Consider the following 20,386-nt stretch of genomic DNA (forward strand, 5'->3'; position numbering starts at 1 on the left):
TACTAAATTTAATCAATTAGTTACGAATTTTCAAAAACAAAGCGAGAACAGCAAGATTACATAGTAGGAAGCGAAAGGGGCGCTTTTTTGCAAAATCCCATTATACCTGTATAGATGCGCAGTCTAGCGAGTAGAGTTTGGCAACCTGCCGAACACTCATCTAGCCCTCCTACTCACATCAAATGAAGCGAAATCGAAGAGACGTTGGATACCCAGTGTAAACACGATTTTGGCCCTCGGCGGCAGGGCCAAAAATGTTCCCTACATTTTTTGGCATTCCCTACATCCATGTAGGTCAGTACCGCCGCGGAGCGTATAGGGACATATTTACAGCGTGCCAAAATAGTGTTTGCACATCCCTCGCCGGGCAGGCGTTAGGTTGCCATGAAGGAACGGCCTTCAATCCGCTAATCGATTCAAATAAGGGAAAGCCAGAAAGCATTGAAGCAAACAATGACGTTAAATCGAAGAGACGTTGGACACCGGGTGTAGATGCATCTGCGGACGTCGATGGCAGGGATGCCATCGTCGAGCCTCCATGGACGGATTTACGGCGTGTAGCAGATGTATCTGCACATAAGCTCACCGCAGGTGATAGGTTGCCATGAAGGTACGAACTTCAACTCACATGTCAATGACCATAGCGGCAGACGCTACAAACCGAAAAAAGGTTAACGGCAAAAACCTAATTTTGCCTCGTAAACGCCTGACAAATATTCTGCTCACCTATCTGCTTGGCGCGCTTGAGCGCCACCTCGGCGTTACTCAGGTACTGCTCCAGGTTCTGGCCTGTCTGGTAGCTGGCGATCCCCATGCAGATCCCTGTGCCCAGGCCGATCTCGTTGAGGCCGTTCAGGGATTTCACCGCGAAGTGGTGGGCGTCGTCCGAGCAGGTGTCCGGCAGTATCACGATCAGCTTGCCCAGCTGCCAGTGAGACATCTGGTAGTTGACCGGCAGTGTCCTGAGGATATGGATTTCCACCTCGCGCTGACGATTCTCCAGCTGGCCGATATCACTCATGTGGCTCAGCATGCTCTCGGCGGTGATGTCGATCAGCAGCAGGCTGGAGTGCTCGCGGCTGACGGGGCTGAGTGACTTGAAGTAGTCGTCCAGATCCCTGAGGTTCACCAAGATGGCGCTGCGGTGGGGGATGAAGTCGCCGGTGTCTTGCAAGAGGGCGCGCTTCTGCGCCTGCTCCAGGGTGCAGACGATATGCTCTATCTCACCGGCGGCGTCCAGGTGGCCCTTGAGGGTCGCCTGCAGACAGGTGTTCTCCTTGCTGTTGGGGTCACAGAGGATCTGTCCCTTCCAGCTGCCCTGCAGCAAGATCTGCTGGGTGATCCTCGGCCACTGGGAGCTGAGGTCATTATTAAGCAGATCGGTGAGGTTCTTGCCCTGAATATCGTGGATGGAGACCAGCTGCATGAAGGCCTGGTTGGCCAGCTCCAGCATGCCGTTGGCCTGCACCAGGGCGCAGGGGATGGCGTTGTCGTTCAACAGCTCGTTGAGCTTAGCCTGATGCTGGACCTTTCTCAGCTGAGACACATCCTCGAAGGTGACCAGATAATATTTTTCCTGACGGCTGCGGCGCGGCGAGCTGGTGACTGTGATCGCCAGATGACTGCCGCCGGGCGAGTCGAAGTCGATAACCCCTTGCCACTTGTTATTGGCCTCAAGCTGGGCGGCGACCTCGGCGTACTGCTCGTTCTCGAACTGCAGGATCCGCTGCAGGTTACGATCTTGCAGCTCGTCCAAGGGCAGGCACAGCAGCTCTGCGGCCTTCTCGTTGGCTGTCATCACCCGGTTTTTGTCGTTGATGATCACGCAGCCGATATCCTGGTGGAACAGGCGGTGTGCCAACTCGATACTGTATTCCCGAGAGCGCTGGCCGATGCGGTAGGAGTGGCTCAGCAGGATCAGCGCCAGTGCCAGTAGGGTAAGCACCACGGCGCCGACGATAAGTATGTTGCGCCACTCGGAGAACAGCTCGGCGATGGCGTCGTTGCGCACATAGGAGACCAGGTAATATTCCCGGCGCGTCTCATACTGGGTGGTCAGCTCTATCTTGAGGTAGACGAAGGTGGCGTCGTCGCCGTGGAACTGACCGAAGTTGCTCATGGCCATCTTGCGCCACAGCGCCGGATAGGTCTGACGCAGGCTGCCGCCCATGGTATCTGGGATGCGGTTGATGGTCGGCTTGCTCTCGGCGCCGGCGTACAGCAGCCCCTGGGTGTCGAGCATCATGAGCGGCGACTCGGCGCTGGAGTAGGCAGGCTTGATGCTTTTCAGCATACGGCTCATGGACTGATAGGTCAGCAGGTAGCCGCGCACGCTCTGATCGGGGTTCTCCAGCCAGGCCAGCTGATACAGGTAGGGCTCGAGCTTGCCCTTGATGGGGGTAAACTCCAGCGGCGAGGTGTAGACCTCGTTGCCGCCCATGTTGCGCGCGCCGCCGAGCAAGGATGGCGGTAGCGGGTCGCGGCTAAAGTCGTTGGTGGTGGAAAACTTGTACTTGCCCTGGGGATCGAATAGCGCGATATCCAGCAGCTCGGGGATGTTGCGTATCATCACCTCCCAGCTCTGTTGTAGCTTAAGCTGACGCACCTCGCTGGGGATGGTCAGGTAGCGCTTGAGCAGTTCGTCGTTGGCAAACATCTGGGTGCGGAACTGCTGGAAGGAGACCTTGTCGGCGATTAGGGTGCCGACAGATTGCAGTTCGCTGTATCTCTGGGTGGCCCAATCTTCCTGCAGGCGACGCTCGCCCAGGGTGATGATGACGTTGGTGAGGAGCAAGACGCTGATCAGCAAGATGATGATCTGGGTGACCACCGAGAAGATGCGTTGCGCAGACCAGTGCAGGCCCTGTCCGGCGATCAGTTGTGGTTGTTTCTGCGTCAGCATTGCAAGCGGTGTTTCCCCAGTGATTTTGCGGCTATGTTAGCATGATTTTCGCCGCAGAACACAGTCGGTTACAAACCGGCAACGCCCCGGTAAATCATCGGATGACGCCCCGGTAAATCATCGGATGACGCCCCGGTTATTCAACCGATGATAGCTAGGTAATTCAACCGGCGGCGCCCAGATAACTTAACCGACGACGCCGAGTTTTCTGTGTTTAAACTGCGCCTTGGCATCAAGCACCAGGGCGCGGCATCTGTCGATATCCACCCCTTCCAGGCCTTCGATGGCCGACACCTGCACCTGCTCGATATAGCCGGGTGCCATACGGATAAAGTCCCACAGTGACTCATAAGCACCTTTAAGCTTGGGCTGGCAGTGTTTGAGGTAGGCGGCTTCGGTATCGGCGTTGAGCGAGATGGAGAGGGCGTCGACCACCTCGGCTAACTCAGGCAGTATGTTGCGCCGGTGAAACAGGTTGCCCAGGCCGTCGGTGTTGACCCGCACCCTGCCGCCGCGGCGTTTTATCTCTCTTGCCACGCTAAGCAAGGTGGCTAGGTTGAGGGTGGGCTCGCCGTAGCCGCAGAACACATATTCGTCGAACTGGCTCACCTCGCCCAGCAGGGGGATGAGCTCATCGGCTTTTGGCTGATGGTCGAGATCCAGCTGGTACTCATGTACCTGCTTGCTGCCGTTATGTTTGGGGCAGAACTGACATCTCAGGGTGCAGCGACCCGTGATGTTGAGGTAGCGGCTGTTGCGAATGTCGTAGACTAAGGTGGACTGGCTCATGGTACTCAAAGCTGTGATTAGTTGGCCCTTGGCAAAATGAGTTGCAAGGAGAATGGCTGGAGTCTAACGCGTTTGGCGTAGCGAAAACCTCTGCTGGATCAAAAAGGGAGGCTAAGCCTCCCTTCGAATTTAGATTGGTTAGGACTGCTCGCCCTCGACGCTATGGCTACGGGGCTGCCACCACCAACGGAACACGCGGCCGGTGAGCTGCCTGATATCGTTGAGTATGATGTAGAGCACGGGCACCAGTACTAGGGTCACCACGGTGGAGAAGAGGATACCGAAGGCCAGCGAGGTGGCCATAGGGATCACAATCTGCGCCTGTAGACTGCGCTCGAGGATGATGGGCACCAGACCGACGAAGGTGGTCATAGAGGTAAGGATGATCGCCCGGAAACGATAACAGCCCGCGTCTATGGCGGCATCTTTAAGCGGCAGGCCCTGAGCGCGGGCGCGGTTGACAAAATCCACCAGGATCAGCGAGTCGTTTACCACCACCCCGGCCAGCGCCACGATACCACACAGGCTGAGCACGCTCATGGAGAGCCCCAGGATGAAGTGGCCGAACAAAGCGCCTATGATACCGAAGGGGATCACCGACATGATGATCAGCGGCTGGCTGTAGGACTTGAGCGGAATTGCCATAAGCGCATAGATGGTGAACATGGCGAAGAAAAAGCCCTGGATTAGGCCTATCATGGCGCTCTGCTCATCGGCGCTGCCACCATCGAGTGTGGTGGAGATGTGGCGATACTTGCTCTCAAGGTAAGGCAGGAAATCCTTCTGGATCTCACCCACCACCTTGGAGGGCTCGACCACATTCTTGTTGGCGTTGGCGATAACCGTGATGGCGCGGCGGCCATCGACACGGGTGATCGACGAGTAGGAATCACCCAGCTCTATGTCGGCCACGCTGGAGAAGGGCACCGAGGTGCCTTGGGGCGTACGGATCATCATGTTTTCCAAATGCCCCAGGGTGCGGCGCTGCTCAAGCGGATAGCGCACCATCACCTTGACTTCTTCTTTGTTGCGCAGAATACGCTGGGCCTCATAGCCGTAGAAGCCGTAACGCACCTGGCTGGCCAGATCCGACAGGGTCAGCCCCAATGCCTCGGCCTCGGGCTTGATCGCCAGGCGGATCTCGTGGCTGCCGGAGGAGTAGTTGTCCGAGATGTCATACACCCCCTCGTAAGTGCGCAGCTTCTGTTTCAGCTCGTCGGCGGCCTGGGAGAGCTGCTCGAGATCGCTCGAGGTGAGCCTGAAGGAGATATCGCCACCGGCGTCGTTGGTGCTGGCATTGATGTTAAGCTTCTTTACAGAGATAAGCTCAGGCAGCGCCTTGCGCCAGGCATCGGCGATGGTGACGCCGTCTACGTCCCTGTCTTCGCCCTTGGTCAGCTCGGCGAAGATGAAGGCGGAGGTGCGCGAGCCCATGTTGATGAAGCTGTGCTTCACCACAGGGTAGCCGTACTCGTCTTCCATCTGATCGTTCATCACATAGAGGGCGTTCTCTATCTCCTTGACCACCTTGAGGGTGTTGGCCTCTGAGCTGCCTACATCCATCTCCAGTCGCACCTGAATGAAGTCGGACGGGATATCGGGGAAGAAGACCCAGCGCACCTTACCGCTGGCAACCAGTGCCACCGAGAGGATAAGCACGCCCACGAAGGTGGCGACCACATTGTATCTGTGCTCGATACAGCGACCGATAAAGCTGCGGTAGCTGTGGTGGATGAAGTGTTGCACCTTGTTGTTAAGCGCCGTCTTGAAGCGCACAAACAGGTTAGGGTTAGGGCTCGGGCGACGCGGTTTTAGGTGAGCCAGGTGCGCCGGCAGAATAAGCTTAGACTCCACCAGTGAGAAGGCGAGACAGAGGATCACCACCAGGCCGATGGACTTCCAGATGATCGCCATGGGGCCGGAGACCATCAGCATGGGGATGAAGGCAGCAATGGTGGTCAACACGCCGAAGGTGGCGGGCATGGCGACCTTATGGGCCCCCTTGATCACATTGTCCAGCGAGTGGCCGTGGCGCTCGATCTCCGTATAGGCACTCTCGCCGATGACGATGGCGTCATCCACGACGATACCCAGCACCAGAATGAAGGCGAACAGGGTCAGCATGTTGATCGACAGCGAGAAGGGCTCCAGCGGCATCAGCAGCATGGCGCCGAGGAAACAGACCGGCAGGCCCATCATCACCCAGAAGGCCAGACGCAAGTCGAGGAACAGCGCCAGAATGATAAATACCAGCAGGGCGCCATAGAACATGTTCGACAGCATCATGTTGAGACGGCCCTTGAGGTAGTGGGTCAGGTCGCCCCAGGTATCTAGCTGGGCGCTGGCGGGCAGGGTGGCGCGGCGCTCCTCTACATAGGCTTTGACCTGAGAGGAGATATCCAGCGCGTTCTGATCGTCGACGCTCAGCACCTCGATAATGGCCGCCGGTTTACCGTTGAAGCGGGTATATTCCAGACGCTCCTCGAAATCGTCGCGAATGTTGGCCACCTCGGGCAGCATGATGCGGCTGCCATCCTTGCGGGTCTTGACCACTATCTTGGCAAAATCATCGCCCGTGTAGGCCTGGCCCTTGGTGCGCAGTAGGATGTCGCCATCCTCGGCGCGAATTGAGCCGCCGGGCAGGTCGATAGAGGAGTTACGCACCGCCATCGCCACGTCGGCGAAGCTCAGGCCATACTCACGCAGCTTGTCTTCGGATACCTCTATGCCTATCTCATAGTCACGCACGCCGGTAACCTGTGCGCGGGTGACGGCGGGTAGGGCGGTGATCTCTTCACGTATGCTCTTGGCCAGCTCCTTCATCTCGTGCAGGTTCATGTCGCCATACACAGAGACCCAGATGACGTTGTTTTCCGGCTTGATGCGGAAGATGTTGGGCTTCTCGATATTGTCGGGGAAGGTGGCGATGGCGTCGATGCGCAGCTTGGCCTCGTCCAGGATATCCTGGGCATCGAAGCCATCCTCCACCTCTATGGTGACGCTGCCAGAGCCTTCGCTGGCGACCGAAGTCACCTTCTTGATGCCGCTGATGTCCTGGATCGCCTCTTCGATCTTGATGTTGATCCCCTCTTCGATCTCCTGAGGGGCGGCGCCGGGATAGGCGACGGTGATCTGCAGATAGTTCAGCTCGAAGGAGGGGAAGACCTCCTTATTGATCAGCACTGTGCTGAACAGGCCGCCGATCAGCAGCGCAAACATCAAGAGGTTGGCCGCCACGCTGTTGCGGGCGAACCAGGCAATGATGCCCTTATTGGTATTGGTCTCCATTACTGATCACCTGCTGCCACTAGGGTCTGCTGGCTCTCATCCTCTTTGTCCTGGCTCTGAGACTTGTCCTCTTCGCCGATCACCTTCACCAGCTGGCCGGTAGCCATGTTGTTGATGGTGGTCAGCGAGATGCGCTCGCCATCTTTCAGGCTGTCCTTGATATAGACCTTGTCGATATCGCTGCGCACCACGTTGACCTCACGCATCTCTAGCGTGTTGTCGTCGCGTACTACGGCGACCTGGTGATCCCGGACGATATAGCGAGGCAGCTTGACGATCCCCTCGACGGTGCGGCCCTTGATGATGGCGTTGACGAAGCTGCCGTATTTCAGCGGCAGCTGGCCTTCAGTCTTGTTCTGTCTTAAGTAAGGGTCTTTCACCTCGGCCACCAGATAGACCATGCGGTTGTCGGCGTCGATCACCCCTTCGCTGCGTACTATCTTGCCTGTCCAGTTCACCGTGCGGCCCGCCAGCTCGGCGCTCAGGGTCACCTGGGTATCGGGATTGTCGATAGATTCCAGGTAGGCCAGCTCGTGGTTGGCCAGCGGCAGACGGATCTCGGCGATGCGGGTGTCGTACAGCTCGCCCAGGTTAGTGCCCAGGGTGACATACTGGCCTAGATCCACGTTACGGGACTTGATGATGCCATCGAACGGCGCGCGTATGGTGGTGCGCTCCAGGTTACGCTGGGCGCGGGCCAGGGCGGCCTCGGCAAACTTGACGTTGGCCTGCTCCTTCTTGAGCTGTGGCACACGTAGGCCAAGCTCTGGCGGCACGCCGCCGTCGTAACCCTTCCAGTCCTCTTTGGCCACTTCGCCGCGGGCGATCTCCTCATCCAGTGCCGCCTTGGCCTGGGCCAGGGTGGCCTGCGCCTGCATCAGATCCGCCTCGTAATCCGAGGGTTCGATCTGCGCCAGCATATCGCCGCGCTTGACTATGCCACCGGCGACAAACTTGTCCGAGATGGTCAGCATGCGTCCTTGCACCTCTGTGACCAGCTGGGTCTTGTTCTTGGGGAGCACCACGCCGTAGGAGGGCAGGTTTAATGAAACGGTTTCACTTCGTACCGGCATCACGTCCACTATAGGAACCGGCATCTCTTCCTCTTTCTGCTCTGGGGCTTCCTGAGTACTCATCAAGAGGGCGGCAAACAGGCCGAAGACGATCAGGATAAGAAAAGGGGGGAAAACTCTTCGTAGGATAATTTTTATCATTGACTTCATGCTATTCCGTGCTGAGCTGAATGCCCTATAAATTACCAGAGTCTCTGCTGTGCGCAAAAGTCTTTTTGTAAATAAAATGTGTCAAATTTACTCTGTTAAACCAATTTAACATATTGAAAATCAAGTGAAGCTGGTGACACTTGCTACCAATTTGTTAAATCGCCATAAAAAAAGCGCCCCCAAAGGGACGCTTAATTGCCGAGACGGCGGGCGTTTGGTAAGCCTAACGCTAGCGCTTCTTCTTGGCTTTCTTCGGGCTCTTCTTGTCGCTGCTCTTCACCTTCTTCTTGGTGGGCACCTTAGCTTCCTTGTGTTTAGGACGCAGCGAGTCGATCACCCGGCGTTTCAGCGGCTGCTCGATATAGCGCTCAATTTTGGCGACGACACGCATGTCGTGGGCCTCGACCAGCGAGATGGCCGTGCCCTTGTTACCGGCGCGGCCGGTACGGCCGATGCGGTGCACATAGGTGTCTGCCGAGCGCGGCATATCGAAGTTGATCACATGGGTGATGCCGTCGATGTCGATACCGCGGGCCGCCACGTCGGTGGCCAGCAGCACGTTAACCTCGCCCTTGGTGAAGCGACCCAGCGCCTGAAAGCGCGCCTTCTGTTCCATGTCGCCACGCATGAAGGCGCAGTGGATACCTGCCTGTTGCAGCTGACCTTCCAGGCTGGCTACGACCTCGCGGGTCTTGACGAAGACGATGGCGCGGCTAACCTCTTCACGCTTGAGGATGTCGCACAGCAGGGCAAACTTATGCTCTTTGTCATCGGCCAGGTGCATCCATTGATGGATCTTGGCCTTCTCGCTGCGGGGCGGCTTAGTCTCAATGGTTACGGGATTGGTCAGTAGCATCTCGGCGAATCGACTCACACCGCCGCCTTCCAGGGTCGCAGAGAACAGCATGTTGTGCTTACGCTGCTGCGCCTCGATGGCGATAGACTGCACCGCGGAGGAGAAACCCATGTCCAGCATGCGATCGGCCTCGTCGAGTACCAAGATCTCCACCGATTGGGCGTCGAAGAGTTCCTTGTCCAGGTATTCCATCAGACGGCCGGGGGTGGCCACCAGAATGTCGATATTTTCCTTGAGCGCCTGCTCCTGCGGAGCGTAAGGCACACCGCCCGTGATGATGGCGATATCCAGCCCCAGGCCGGTGGCCAGGTGGCTGGCGTATCTGTGTACCTGGCTGGCCAGCTCACGGGTTGGGGCGAGGATCAGCACGCGCGCTTGGCCCGAGTAGCGGCGGGGGAAGTCCAGCAGATGTTGCAGCGCCGGTAGCAGGAAGCTGGCGGTCTTGCCTGTGCCTGTCGGTGCCCTCGCCAGGATATCTTTGTGCTCCAGGGCTAGGGGGATCGTCTGTTGCTGGATGGTGGTCGGGGCAAGATGGCCCATCGCCTTGAGCGACTCGAGCAGGGTGTCGTCAAGGTGGAAATCTTCAAATTGCATGCGCTGCGTCTCTCTAAATAATAGCGGCGCATTATACACCCAAACCTGAGTAAAGTGCGAGGCCGCTCGCCGCGCCTATTAGCTGCGGTTTAGAGCTTGAGGTAGAAGGCCTGAGTCAGGGCAACCATAGCCTGGCTGTAGGCCCCAGAGGCATCGCGAATGCTGAGGTGCTCAGCCTCTATCGCTTCGCTAGACTCGGCGCTCGAGACGGCGTGGCTCAGGCAGAGCAGATGACGCTGAGGCGCCTTGTTGGGCGCTGTGGTGATGTCGACCCTGGCACTTAGCTTGAGTTTAAATTCGGCCAGCAGGGGCAGAAATCGTCCCAGGCTGGCATTTGGCAAGATCAGGCTCGCCTTGCCCGTGGGTGCCAGTAGCTGCTTGATGGCTGACAATAGCTGGTCAAATGCCAGGCTGTCCGTGTGTCTGGCCTGGGCGCGTTTGCTGCACTGAGACTGAGGCCCGTTGTCGAAATAGGGCGGGTTGCAGAGGATATGGTCGAACTGAGTCTGAGCCTGAGTCTGAGCAAGGGGATACCACTGTAGCAGATCCGCCTGGATCAATGTGATGCGATCGCTCCAGGGACTCTGGTCGATGTTGTGCTGGCAGTCCTGCGCCGCCAGGGGGTCTATCTCTAACGCCTGTATCACCGCCTCGCTGCGCTGGGCCGCCATCAGGCTCAGCAGACCACTGCCGGCGCCGATATCCAGTATGGTTTTGGCCTGGGTGAGTGGTGCCCAGGCGCCCAGCAGGACGCCATCTGTGCTGACGGGCATGCCGCAGTGGCTGTCATCGACGTGAAATTGCTTGAAGGTAAAGGGCATGGCCTGACGTTGGAGATTAAAGATGCGTGGGGCGCATTGTACGTGATCCCGCCCAATGCAGAAACCCGCCAACGCCTGAAACTCGCTTGAGCCAGAAATTCGCTTGGCGCTGAAAGTCCGCTGTTACAGGGGCGCAAAACAGTGAATCTTGCTAGGGCCAAATGTTGCCTGGTGTGAAGGGTGAAAACAGCCTGTGGCGAGTTTGTTAAAATTAGGCTCTCATTTGCGTCAATCTGGCGCCGCAATCTTGTGTCTCGGCGGCCTTTTTGCTAATAGTAGGTCCTCCTATCGGGGCTGAAAGCCTTGATTTGAGCCAGGTAAGCCAGTTTGAATGCATTTTTAGCGTTAGTTAATCCTGCTGTCGTTCAAGAAGTAGCCAAGAATGGGCTAGATTTACCACGGAGACGTGTAATAAGAAGTTTACACGCAATGAAGGTCGCGGTCATTAGCCAATAATTTCCACTAAGCGATTAAGATCATTATACAAAGCAGATTAACGGGGCGTTGTGTGCAGAACAATAAATTGAGTATGACGGATACATTGGGCTTAGGTTTCATGACCTTTGCCTTCTTCTTAGGCGCGGGGAACCTGATCTTCCCGCCGCTGGCCGGATTCCTTGCCGGTGAGAACATGTCTTGGGCCATGATCGGCTTCCTGCTGACTGCGGTGACCCTGCCGCTGGTGACCCTGATTGCCGTGGCAAAGGCCAACGGCAAGGTGATGGGCCTGCTGCCACCTTTGGCCGCGACCATGCTGGCGATCGCCATCTACATCATCATTGGCCCAGCCTTTGCCGCGCCTCGTGCCGGTCTGGTGGCCTATGAGATGGGCTACAAGCCTTTTATCCAAGATGCTCAGGCGAGTTTTGAAGTCGCCGGTGTCGTCTTCACCAGCTCACAGCTGCTCTATACCAGCATCTTCTTCGGCATCGCCATGTTGCTGTCGCTGTTCCCCGGCAAGCTGCTGGACAGCGTAGGTAAGGTGCTTACGCCTATCATGATCATCCTGCTGGTGGGTCTGGCAATCTCTGTGGTTGTGCTACCAGGCTCAGACGTGGCCGCTGCTGTGGGCGACTATCAGACGAACCCGCTAACCAAGGGGATCATCGAAGGCTATAACACCATGGACACCTTGGCATCGCTGATCTTCGGCATGCTGATCATCGACCTGCTGCGCAAGAAGGGCGTGGATTCGCCAAGAGAGCAGACCAAGTACCTGGTGCGCGCAGCCTTTATCGCTGCCGGTGGGCTGGCGTTCGTCTATGTATCACTCTTCTACCTGGGCGCGACCGCCGGTGATCTGGCCGTGGGCGCCGATAACGGCGGGGTGATCCTGACCAACTATGTGAACTATCAGTTTGGCGCCTCGGGTCAGCTGCTGCTGGCGGCCGTGGTGACCCTGGCCTGTCTGACGACGGTTGTCGGTCTGGTTTCTGCCTGCGCCGAATACTTCAACGAGCTGATGCCTAGCCTCTCATACAAGCTATTGGTGGTGGTGATGAGCGTCACCTGCGCCGTGGTGGCTAACGTGGGTCTGGCGCAGCTGATCAACATCAGCATCCCTGTGTTGGTGACCATCTACCCAGTGGCGATCGCCCTGGTAGCGGTGACCTACCTGACCGAGCGCTTCGCTCAGCCCGCCTTTGCCCATCGCATGGTGTTGAGCGTGGCCCTGGTGTTCGGCATCATCGATGGTCTTAAGGCGGCGGGTGTCAACATGAGCATGTTCGATGTGATGCCACTGTCGGCTCAGGGCATGGCTTGGTTAATTCCGACGGCAATTACCATCTTTGCCTGCTTGATGGTCAAACGCCCACGAGGTGAAGCGGTATTAAATTGATGCCAGCCTAAGCCATAGCGTAAGATAGCGGTGTTAACTCTAAGAGTTAGCACCGTTTTTGTATCTAAAGGATTTCATGTGCTAGCTGAGAGCAACGAATATCAGACCGATCCCCTTATCGAGCCGTTTCTCGATGATCTCTGGGCCGCTAAGGGACTGAGCGATCACACGCTGCAGGCTTATCGCAGCGATCTCAGCCACTTCGATCGTTACCTAAATAAACAGGGTTCCAGCCTGCTATCGACCAGTCAGGCTGAGGTGCGTGACTACTTGGCCCTTCGGGTCGAGCATGGCTTTGCCAAGACCAGCAGTGCCAGGCTACTCAGTAGCCTGCGGCGCTTCTATAAATACCTGCTGGCCAAGAAGCTGATAGAAGTTGACCCTATGGCGATGATCAAGCCGCCCAAGCTGGCGAGAAAGTTACCCGATGCCTTGAGCGAGGCGGACGTGGATCGTCTGCTTAGCGAGCCCAACCGGGAAGATCCCGTCGAGGCCAGGGATCGCGCCATGCTGGAGCTGCTCTATGCCAGTGGACTGCGGGTGTCTGAGCTGGTGGGGCTGACGCTGGATCAGATGAGTCTGAGGCAAGGTGTGGTACGCATAGTGGGTAAGGGCAGCAAGGAGCGCCTGGTGCCCTTTGGCGAGCAGGCGGGCGCAGAAATTGAGGACTACCTCAAGGCGGCCAGGTTCGAGCTGTTAAAAGGCAAGGCCAGCGACGTGGTGTTTCCCTCCAAGCGCGGCAATATGATGACCCGCCAGACCTTCTGGCACAGGATCAAGCTCTACGCCCAGCGTGCCGGGATTGCGGTGCATCTGTCGCCTCACACCCTGAGACACGCCTTCGCCACCCATCTGCTCAATCATGGCGCGGATCTGCGGGTGGTGCAGCTACTGCTGGGCCACAGCGATCTCTCCACGACCCAGATCTACACCCATGTGGCCAAGGCCAGATTGGCCCAGCTGCATCAAGCCCATCACCCCAGAGGTTGATGCGAAAGCCACAAAATTGCACCGTGAAGGCCTAAGTTAAGGCCTCCATTGCGATTATTCGTTTGCTTTAACGGCCTCGAGCATGTAACTTTTCTGCCTCTAGGCCGGTCTATAACAATGACATCTTGGTCATAGCAAGTTTTAGTAACAATTTAGGTTGGAAAACCGGCAGCCTATTTTGCTTTAATGCTATTAGCCCTAACACCCTATAGGAATTCTAATGAAGTTTACCCGAGCGCTCACCTTAGTTGTTGCCATGGTGGCCACGCCTCTAATGGCGGCATCAAACAACGTGGTCGACAATGGCGACCAGTTGAAGCAGAAATTATCAGATACCCTAGGCGTCGAGGTGCAAAACCTTAGCCAGTCGCCAATCCCAGGCCTGTATGAGGCGATCACCAACCGTGGCGTGCTCTACATCAGCAAAGACGGCAGCAAGCTGTTTCACGGTAACCTGTACGATCTCGACAACGGCATGAAGAACCTCACCGAGGCGGCATTAGCCGGTCCGCGTATGGAAGCGATCAAGCCGTTTGAGCCAAACATGCTGGTCTACAAGGCCAAGGATGAGAAGCATGTGGTGACCGTATTTACCGACATCACCTGTGGCTACTGCCGCAAGTTACACAATCAGATGGCCGAGTATAACGACTTAGGCATCACGGTACGTTATCTGGCCTTCCCTCGTCAGGGCGTGCCGTCTAAAAACGCAGTGGATATGGAAGCCGTATGGTGCTCGGCCGATCCGCTCAAGGCAATGACAGATGCCAAGGCGGGTAAGCAGGTTTCGGGGGCTAAGTGTGATGCTAAGATCGCTCAGCAGTATCAACTTGGGCAGAGTCTTGGGGTGAACGGCACGCCAGCCATTATCTTGGAAGACGGTACCATGATCCCGGGTTATCAGCCGCCTGAGCAGCTACTCCAGGTGCTGGACCGCGTCCAATAATTCGCTAATGCGCGAAACAAGGTGAGCCTGGGCTCACCTTTTTTTTGGCCATCTTTTGCTGTGTGTTCCGAGCTGGCTTTGTTATGCTAGCGACAAGATTTTTAGAGGTTGTTTGAGTCGTGATCCATAAGATAGTGCGCCGCCCCAAGGTAGATGACAGCCATCTGCCGAGTCACCTTTCCCCCATCTTAAAGCAAGTCTACGCCAGCCGAGGCTGCACTGTGGACGACTGCGAGTTGGCGCTGGCTAACCTGCTCCGCCCCAATACACTCAAGGATGTGGATAAGGCCGCGGCCATCATCGCCGATGCCATGGCCAAGCAGCAATCGATTCTAATCATCGGCGACTTCGACGCCGACGGCGCCACCTCCACCAGTGTCTGCCTGCTTGCCCTGCGAATGATGGGCGCGATTAATGTGGATTACCTGATCCCCAACCGCTTCGATTACGGCTATGGCCTCAGCCCTGAGATAGTTCAGGTGGCCCAACAGAAGGGAGCAGAGCTGCTGATCACCGTCGATAACGGCATCTCCTCCATCGAAGGGGTTGCCGCGGCCAAGGCGCTGGGGATGCAGGTGGTGATCACCGACCATCACCTGCCGGGCAACAGCGTGCCAGAGGCCGATGCGATAGTGAACCCTAACCAGCTAGGCTGTGGCTTTGCCAGCAAGGCGATCGCTGGGGTCGGGGTCGCCTTCTATCTGATGTCGGCTCTGCGCGCCGAGCTGCGTAGCCGTGGCTGGTATCAGGCGCAGGGCATACAGGAACCCAATCTCGCCACCCTGCTGGATATCGTCGCCCTGGGCACAGTGGCGGACGTGGTGTCGCTGGATACCAACAACCGCATCCTGGTGGACGCCGGTCTCAAGCGGGTGCGCGCCGGACGCTGCCGCCCAGGAATTACCGCACTCTTGGAAGTGGCCAAGCGTAACACCTCCCGCATCGTCGCCTCCGATTTTGGCTTCGCGGTCGGCCCCAGGCTCAACGCCGCCGGGCGCCTGGACGAGATGGCCTTGGGGGTCGAGACCTTACTGTGCGACGACATGATGCGCGCGCGCCGCATGGCCAGCGAGCTGGACGGACTCAACGCCGAGCGGCGCGAGCTGGAAACCGGCATGCAGCAGGAGGCGCTAAAGAGCCTGGAGAGTCTGTCGCTTAATGAGGCCGAGCTGCCCTGGGGGATCGCCCTCTACCAGCAAGACTGGCACCAAGGGGTGATCGGCATCCTGGCGTCGCGAATCAAAGATAAGTATCACAGGCCGGTGATCGCCTTCGCCGAGGCGGGCGAGGGGGAGATCAAGGGCTCGGCGCGCTCCATCAAGGGGCTGCATATGCGCGACCTGCTGGAGCTTATCAATGCCCGCCATCCCGGAATGATCATAAAGTTCGGTGGTCACGCCATGGCCGCGGGCCTGTCCCTGCGCGCCGGTGAGTTCGAGCGTTTCGCCAAGGCCTATGATGAGGCGGTGCGCGAACTGCTTGCGCCCGAGCAGCTGACCGGCGAGATCGTCAGCGACGGCGAACTAAGCCCGGCTCAACTCAACATGGCACTGGCCAGGGAGCTTCGCAGTGCGGGCCCCTGGGGGCAGAACTTCCCCGAGCCGATATTCGACGGAGTGTTTCGTATCCTGCAACAGAGGATCGTCGGCGAGCGTCACCTCAAACTCGTGCTCGAGAGCGAATGCGGCCAGACCATGGTGGATGCCATCGCCTTCAACGTGGATCTCACCACCTGGCCCGATGCCACCATCCAATACGCGGAGGTCGCCTATAAGCTGGATATCAATGAGTTTCGTGGCAACGAGAGCCTGCAGCTGATGGTGGAGCAGATCGAACCTAAGTAGCTTCGGTAATATTACTGCCGGCGCCACTTAGGGCACTGCTGGAATCAAAGTCGTGAATTGGCTTTTTATATGCTTGCCATGAGGCAATAAAAAAGTCGCCAATTGGCGACTTTCTACTTTTTAAAGGAGCAGACTAGCTTACAGGCTTGGCTCTTCGCTGTAGTCCTGACCATGGTATTCCAGGCAGGCATCGACTTCGTTGGCCGAGCCTAAGATCACAGCGACGCGCTGGTGGATCTCGCTTGGCAGGATGTCCATGATGGTTTCATAGCCGGTAGAGGCCTTGCCGCCCGCCTGCTCAACCAGGAAAGACATAGGGTTAGCTTCGTACATTAGGCGTAGCTTGTATGGCTTCTCTGGATTCTTGTTGTCGGTTGGGTAGGTGAACAGTCCGCCGCGTGACAGTACACGGTGCACGTCGCCAACCATGGCCGCGATCCAGCGCATGTTAAACGACTTCTCGCGCGGCCCTATCTTGCCAAGTAGCAGGTCGGCGATATAGGTCTGCATCGGTGCTTCCCAGAAACGCTGGTTAGACATATTGATGGCGAACTCGCTGGTGTCCTTGCTGATGGACATGGCTTCGTTGGTCAGCAGGTACTCGTTGGTCTCTGGGTTGAGGGTAAACAGCTGCACCCCTTGGCCTGTGGTGAGGGCCAGCATGGTCGAAGGACCATATAGCACGTAACCGGCGGCGACCTGTTGACGGCCGGGCTGTAGGAAGCTCTGCTCGCTCAGCTCTCCGCTCGGAGCCGGTAGTACCGAGAAGATGGTACCGACCAGAGAGTTTATGTCGATGTTTGACGAGCCATCCAGTGGGTCGAAACAGACCAGGAAGTCGCCGCTCTGGCCTACCTCGACGATATGATCTTCCTCTTCAGATGCCAGACCACGTACCGTGCTGTCGGCCGTGAGCGCCTCTTTAAGCATGTCATTGGTGATCACGTCGAGCTTCTTCTGGGTTTCGCCCTGAACGTTTTCCTGTTCGGTGGCACCCAGTACGCCAGCGAGGGCGCCGTGACGCACCGCGTGACTGATGGCTTTAGAGGTATCGGCCAGCGTGGTTAATAGCTGGGCCAGCGGGGCTTGAATTCCTTGTGAACTAAGGTGTTGTGCCAGAGTTTGCATGTTATTTCCTATGACAAATGGGAGCTAGGCTCGCACTGGAGGTCAGATCTTGTTTATCTTGTTATGCGGGCGATTCTACCCCAGATGAATCATTTTTTCAGCGGCAATTTAGCCCGTCTGGATCGCGGTTTTCGTTTTGTGTCACTTTAGGGCACAATGTCAGCCTGCAATTTGACCTATACCTGTTTTCTATCCAGGACATAATAATGACTAAAAAATGGATAAGTTCAGCCTTGATGGCGGTGCCTATGTTTTTATCTCACGCGGTAAGTGCGTCACAACCCCAACTAGCGCAGCCTGTCGGCGGCAATGAACCCCTCACCATAGAAAGGCTCTATGCCTCTCCCGCATTGGCGGGCAGCAGCCCCAGGGGCTTAAAGCTGTCGCCCGACGGTAAGCGTGTGACCTATCTGGCTGGTCGGGCAGAGGATCAACACTTCTACGATCTCTGGCAGATGGAGGTGGCCACCGGTAAACAGAGCCTGCTGCTGGACGCCGACAAGTTGAAGAGCGGCGAGCTGTCCGATGAGGAGAAGGCGCGGCGCGAGCGTCAACGCATCTATGGTCAGGGGATCATGGAATATTTCTGGGCGGATGACAGCCAGGCACTACTGATCCCAGCATCGGGCGTCCTCTATTACTACTCGCTGAGCGATAACAAGGTGACGCCACTGCCTGTAGGGGAGGGTTTTACCACAGACGCCAAGCTGTCGCCTAAAGGCCATTATGTCTCTTTCGTGCGGGATCAGAACCTCTATGTGTTCGATCTGCGCACTCAGAAGCTGACTGCCATGACCACAGACGGTGGCGGCGCTATTAAGAACGGCATGGCAGAGTTTGTCGCCCAGGAGGAGATGGACAGGATGACCGGCTATTGGTGGGCGCCGGATGAGTCGGCCATCGCCTTTACCCGCATCGACGAGTCGGGTGTCGAGCTGGTGACTCGCAACGAGATCTATGCCGATGGCATCAAGCTGACCGAGCAGCGCTACCCCTATGCCGGCAAGAACAACGTCGCCATCGCCCTGGGTGTGGTGACTCTGGCTAATAAGCAGGTACGCTGGGTCGATCTGGGAGAGGATAAGGATATCTATCTGCCGAGGGTGAAGTGGTTGCCCGACAGCCTGCAGCTGTCGTTTCAATGGCAGAGCCGAGATCAGCACAGACTGGATCTGCGTATCTTAGATCTTCGCAGTCAAGATGCGCCCATGACCATGATCCGCGAGGAGAGTGACGCCTGGGTGAACCTGAATAATGACCTATATTTCCTCAAGAAGTCGCCACAGATGCTGTGGGCGTCTGAGCGTGACGGCTTTAATCACCTCTATTTGTTCGACCAGCAAGGGCGACAGCTCAGGCAGCTGACCAAAGGTGACTGGGCGGTGGATGAGCTGGTGCATGTGGATGAGCAGGAAGGCTGGGTCTATTTTACCGGCCGCAAGGCGAGTGTGGTCGAGCAGCACCTGTTTCGCGTACCGCTTAAGGGCGGCAAGATAGAGCAGCTGAGCAAGCGTAGCGGCATGCACGCGCCGGTATTTGCCGACAATCAGGCGATCTACCTGGATTACTTCAACAGCCTGGCGCAGCCGCCGCAGATAAGCCTTCATGACGAGCAGGGCAAACGCCTGGCCTGGGTCGAGCAGAACCAGGTGGACAAGAGCCATCCCCTCTATCCCTATTTTGGTCAGTGGCAATTGCCCGAGTTTGGCCAGATAAAGGCGGAAGATGGTCAGGCGCTGCAATATCGCCTGTTTAAGCCGACGCAGTTTGACGCCACTAAGCGGTACCCTGTGGTGGTGCGTGTCTACGGTGGTCCCCATGCTCAGCTGGTGGTTAACAGCTGGAGCGAGCACGACTACTTTACCCAGTATCTGCTGCAGCAGGGCTTCATCGTGTTCCAGCTGGATAACCGCGGCTCGGCCCATCGTGGTACTAAGTTTGAGCAGGTGATCTACAAGCATCTGGGCGAGGCTGAGGTGAATGACCAGAAGGCCGGTGTCGACTACCTGCGTAGCCTCAGCTATGTCGATGGCAAGAATATCGCTATCTATGGCCATAGCTATGGCGGCTACATGGCGCTGATGAGCCTGTTTAAGGCGCCGGACTACTTCAAGGCGGCTATCTCGGGTGCCCCCGTGACCGACTGGTCTCTATATGATAGCCACTACACAGAGCGTTACCTGTCGCACCCGGCGACCAATGCCGAAGGCTATGAGGCCTCTAGCGTACTGCCGTACGTCAAAGGTTATCAGTCTGGCCTGCTCATGTATCACGGCATGGCCGATGACAACGTGTTGTTTGAGAACAGCACCCGTGTCTACAAGGCGCTGCAGGACGAGGGCAAGCTGTTCCAGATGATAGATTACCCCGGCTCTAAGCACTCGATGCGCGGCGAGAAGGTGCGCACTCACCTCTATCGCTCACTGGCCGACTTCCTCGACAGGCAGTTGAAGCACTAAGCGATCGGCGTTAGGCCTTAGCAAAACAAAAGCCCTGTTGCTTATTGAAAGCAGCAGGGCTTTTTGTTGTGAGAGTCGTAAATTCGATGGGGAAGCAAGCATGCCTTACTAGTTGAATATGAGTTTTCAGAAGAAACTTTTAAGTCAGGTTTCTAATGATTTACAAATCAGAGTCAAAGGCCCATTCATCATTTGGGGCTTAATTAATTCTGCATCATGGCAACAACTGGCTGATAACGCGAAGCCATGTAAGTAGTCAGCGAGTAAATCTAGACTATCTTTTTCTGTTTTCTCGTCTAGTGCTAAAGGGGCGATAATACTTCTATAACGCTCGGTAAATATTTGGGCGGGACCCAGGGATGTCATCCCTAACATGATTTGTAGTAGCCCGTTGTATTGCTGCAACAATTCAATATAGCTGACACATAAACGCCTTAATTCGCCTTGCCAATCAGGGTCTGCTTGAGGTTGATAGACTTCGGATACGAGCGAAGAGGTAAGGGCTTCTAACAATGCATTCTTGTTTTTAAAATAGTGATAGATTGCCATTGGATCCACGTTTAATTCTGTTGCCAATGAGCGGATACTCGGTGTTTTACTATCTCTTTTCATCAAAGACTTAGCTGCTTCTAGTATGCTTTGCGCACTTAACTGCGACTGTTTTCCATTAGGGCGTCCACGTTTCTTTTCATTGACACTCATTTGA

General features: G+C 56.6%; 13 protein-coding genes. 5 read left to right on the forward strand and 8 right to left on the reverse strand.

The annotated features are described in order from the left end of the window. Positions 1–685: 685 nt before the first annotated feature. From SHEW_RS03945 to SHEW_RS03970, 6 genes are all read right to left on the reverse strand, one after another. Complete coding sequence (locus tag SHEW_RS03945) at positions 686–2,902, reverse strand: PAS domain-containing protein (RefSeq protein WP_011864569.1); 2,217 nt, start codon at positions 2,900–2,902, stop codon at positions 686–688. Between the two features lie 186 nt (positions 2,903–3,088). Continuing rightward, positions 3,089–3,691, reverse strand: coding sequence for a TatD family nuclease-associated radical SAM protein (locus SHEW_RS03950; RefSeq protein WP_011864570.1), 603 nt, complete (start codon positions 3,689–3,691; stop codon positions 3,089–3,091). Positions 3,692–3,829: 138 nt separating this feature from the next. Then, a complete protein-coding gene (locus SHEW_RS03955) occupies positions 3,830–6,979 on the reverse strand; it encodes an efflux RND transporter permease subunit (protein ID WP_011864571.1) in 3,150 nt (1,049 codons plus the stop codon). Further along, on the reverse strand, positions 6,979–8,193 hold the full coding sequence (locus SHEW_RS03960) for an efflux RND transporter periplasmic adaptor subunit (RefSeq protein ID WP_041406407.1): 1,215 nt from the start codon (positions 8,191–8,193) through the stop codon (positions 6,979–6,981). The genes SHEW_RS03955 and SHEW_RS03960 overlap by 1 nt, the downstream gene beginning before the upstream one ends. Positions 8,194–8,431: 238 nt before the next feature. Beyond that, positions 8,432–9,652: an ATP-dependent RNA helicase SrmB gene (srmB, locus tag SHEW_RS03965; RefSeq protein ID WP_041406410.1), complete on the reverse strand. Its 1,221-nt coding sequence runs from the start codon at positions 9,650–9,652 to the stop codon at positions 8,432–8,434. 89 nt (positions 9,653–9,741) lie between these two features. Then, complete coding sequence (locus SHEW_RS03970; protein ID WP_011864574.1) at positions 9,742–10,473, reverse strand: tRNA1(Val) (adenine(37)-N6)-methyltransferase; 732 nt, start codon at positions 10,471–10,473, stop codon at positions 9,742–9,744. Between the two features lie 529 nt (positions 10,474–11,002). Between SHEW_RS03970 and brnQ the strand changes: the two genes are divergently transcribed. From brnQ to recJ, 4 genes are all read left to right on the forward strand, one after another. Then, positions 11,003–12,313, forward strand: coding sequence for a branched-chain amino acid transport system II carrier protein (brnQ, locus tag SHEW_RS03975; RefSeq protein WP_049766495.1), 1,311 nt, complete (start codon positions 11,003–11,005; stop codon positions 12,311–12,313). Between the two features lie 78 nt (positions 12,314–12,391). Beyond that, positions 12,392–13,303 (forward strand): site-specific tyrosine recombinase XerD, encoded by a 912-nt coding sequence (gene xerD / locus SHEW_RS03980; RefSeq protein WP_011864576.1) that lies wholly within the window; start codon positions 12,392–12,394, stop codon positions 13,301–13,303. 220 nt (positions 13,304–13,523) lie between these two features. Continuing rightward, a complete protein-coding gene (gene dsbC, locus SHEW_RS03985; protein WP_011864577.1) occupies positions 13,524–14,249 on the forward strand; it encodes a bifunctional protein-disulfide isomerase/oxidoreductase DsbC in 726 nt (241 codons plus the stop codon). A 119-nt stretch (positions 14,250–14,368) separates the two neighbouring features. Continuing rightward, positions 14,369–16,093, forward strand: a complete 1,725-nt coding sequence (gene recJ / locus SHEW_RS03990; protein ID WP_011864578.1) for a single-stranded-DNA-specific exonuclease RecJ — start codon at positions 14,369–14,371, stop codon at positions 16,091–16,093. Between the two features lie 138 nt (positions 16,094–16,231). Here recJ and SHEW_RS03995 read toward each other — a convergent pair whose 3' ends face one another. Then, positions 16,232–17,221 (reverse strand): class 1 fructose-bisphosphatase, encoded by a 990-nt coding sequence (locus SHEW_RS03995; RefSeq protein WP_011864579.1) that lies wholly within the window; start codon positions 17,219–17,221, stop codon positions 16,232–16,234. A 206-nt stretch (positions 17,222–17,427) separates the two neighbouring features. Here SHEW_RS03995 and SHEW_RS04000 point away from each other — a divergent pair, with 206 nt between their 5' ends. Beyond that, on the forward strand, positions 17,428–19,680 hold the full coding sequence (locus SHEW_RS04000; RefSeq protein WP_011864580.1) for a S9 family peptidase: 2,253 nt from the start codon (positions 17,428–17,430) through the stop codon (positions 19,678–19,680). 144 nt (positions 19,681–19,824) lie between these two features. Here SHEW_RS04000 and SHEW_RS04005 read toward each other — a convergent pair whose 3' ends face one another. Continuing rightward, on the reverse strand, positions 19,825–20,382 hold the full coding sequence (locus SHEW_RS04005) for a TetR/AcrR family transcriptional regulator (protein WP_011864581.1): 558 nt from the start codon (positions 20,380–20,382) through the stop codon (positions 19,825–19,827). Positions 20,383–20,386 lie beyond the last annotated feature (4 nt).

It is taken from the genome of Shewanella loihica PV-4 (genome assembly GCF_000016065.1).
GTDB classification, from domain to species: domain Bacteria; phylum Pseudomonadota; class Gammaproteobacteria; order Enterobacterales; family Shewanellaceae; genus Shewanella; species Shewanella loihica.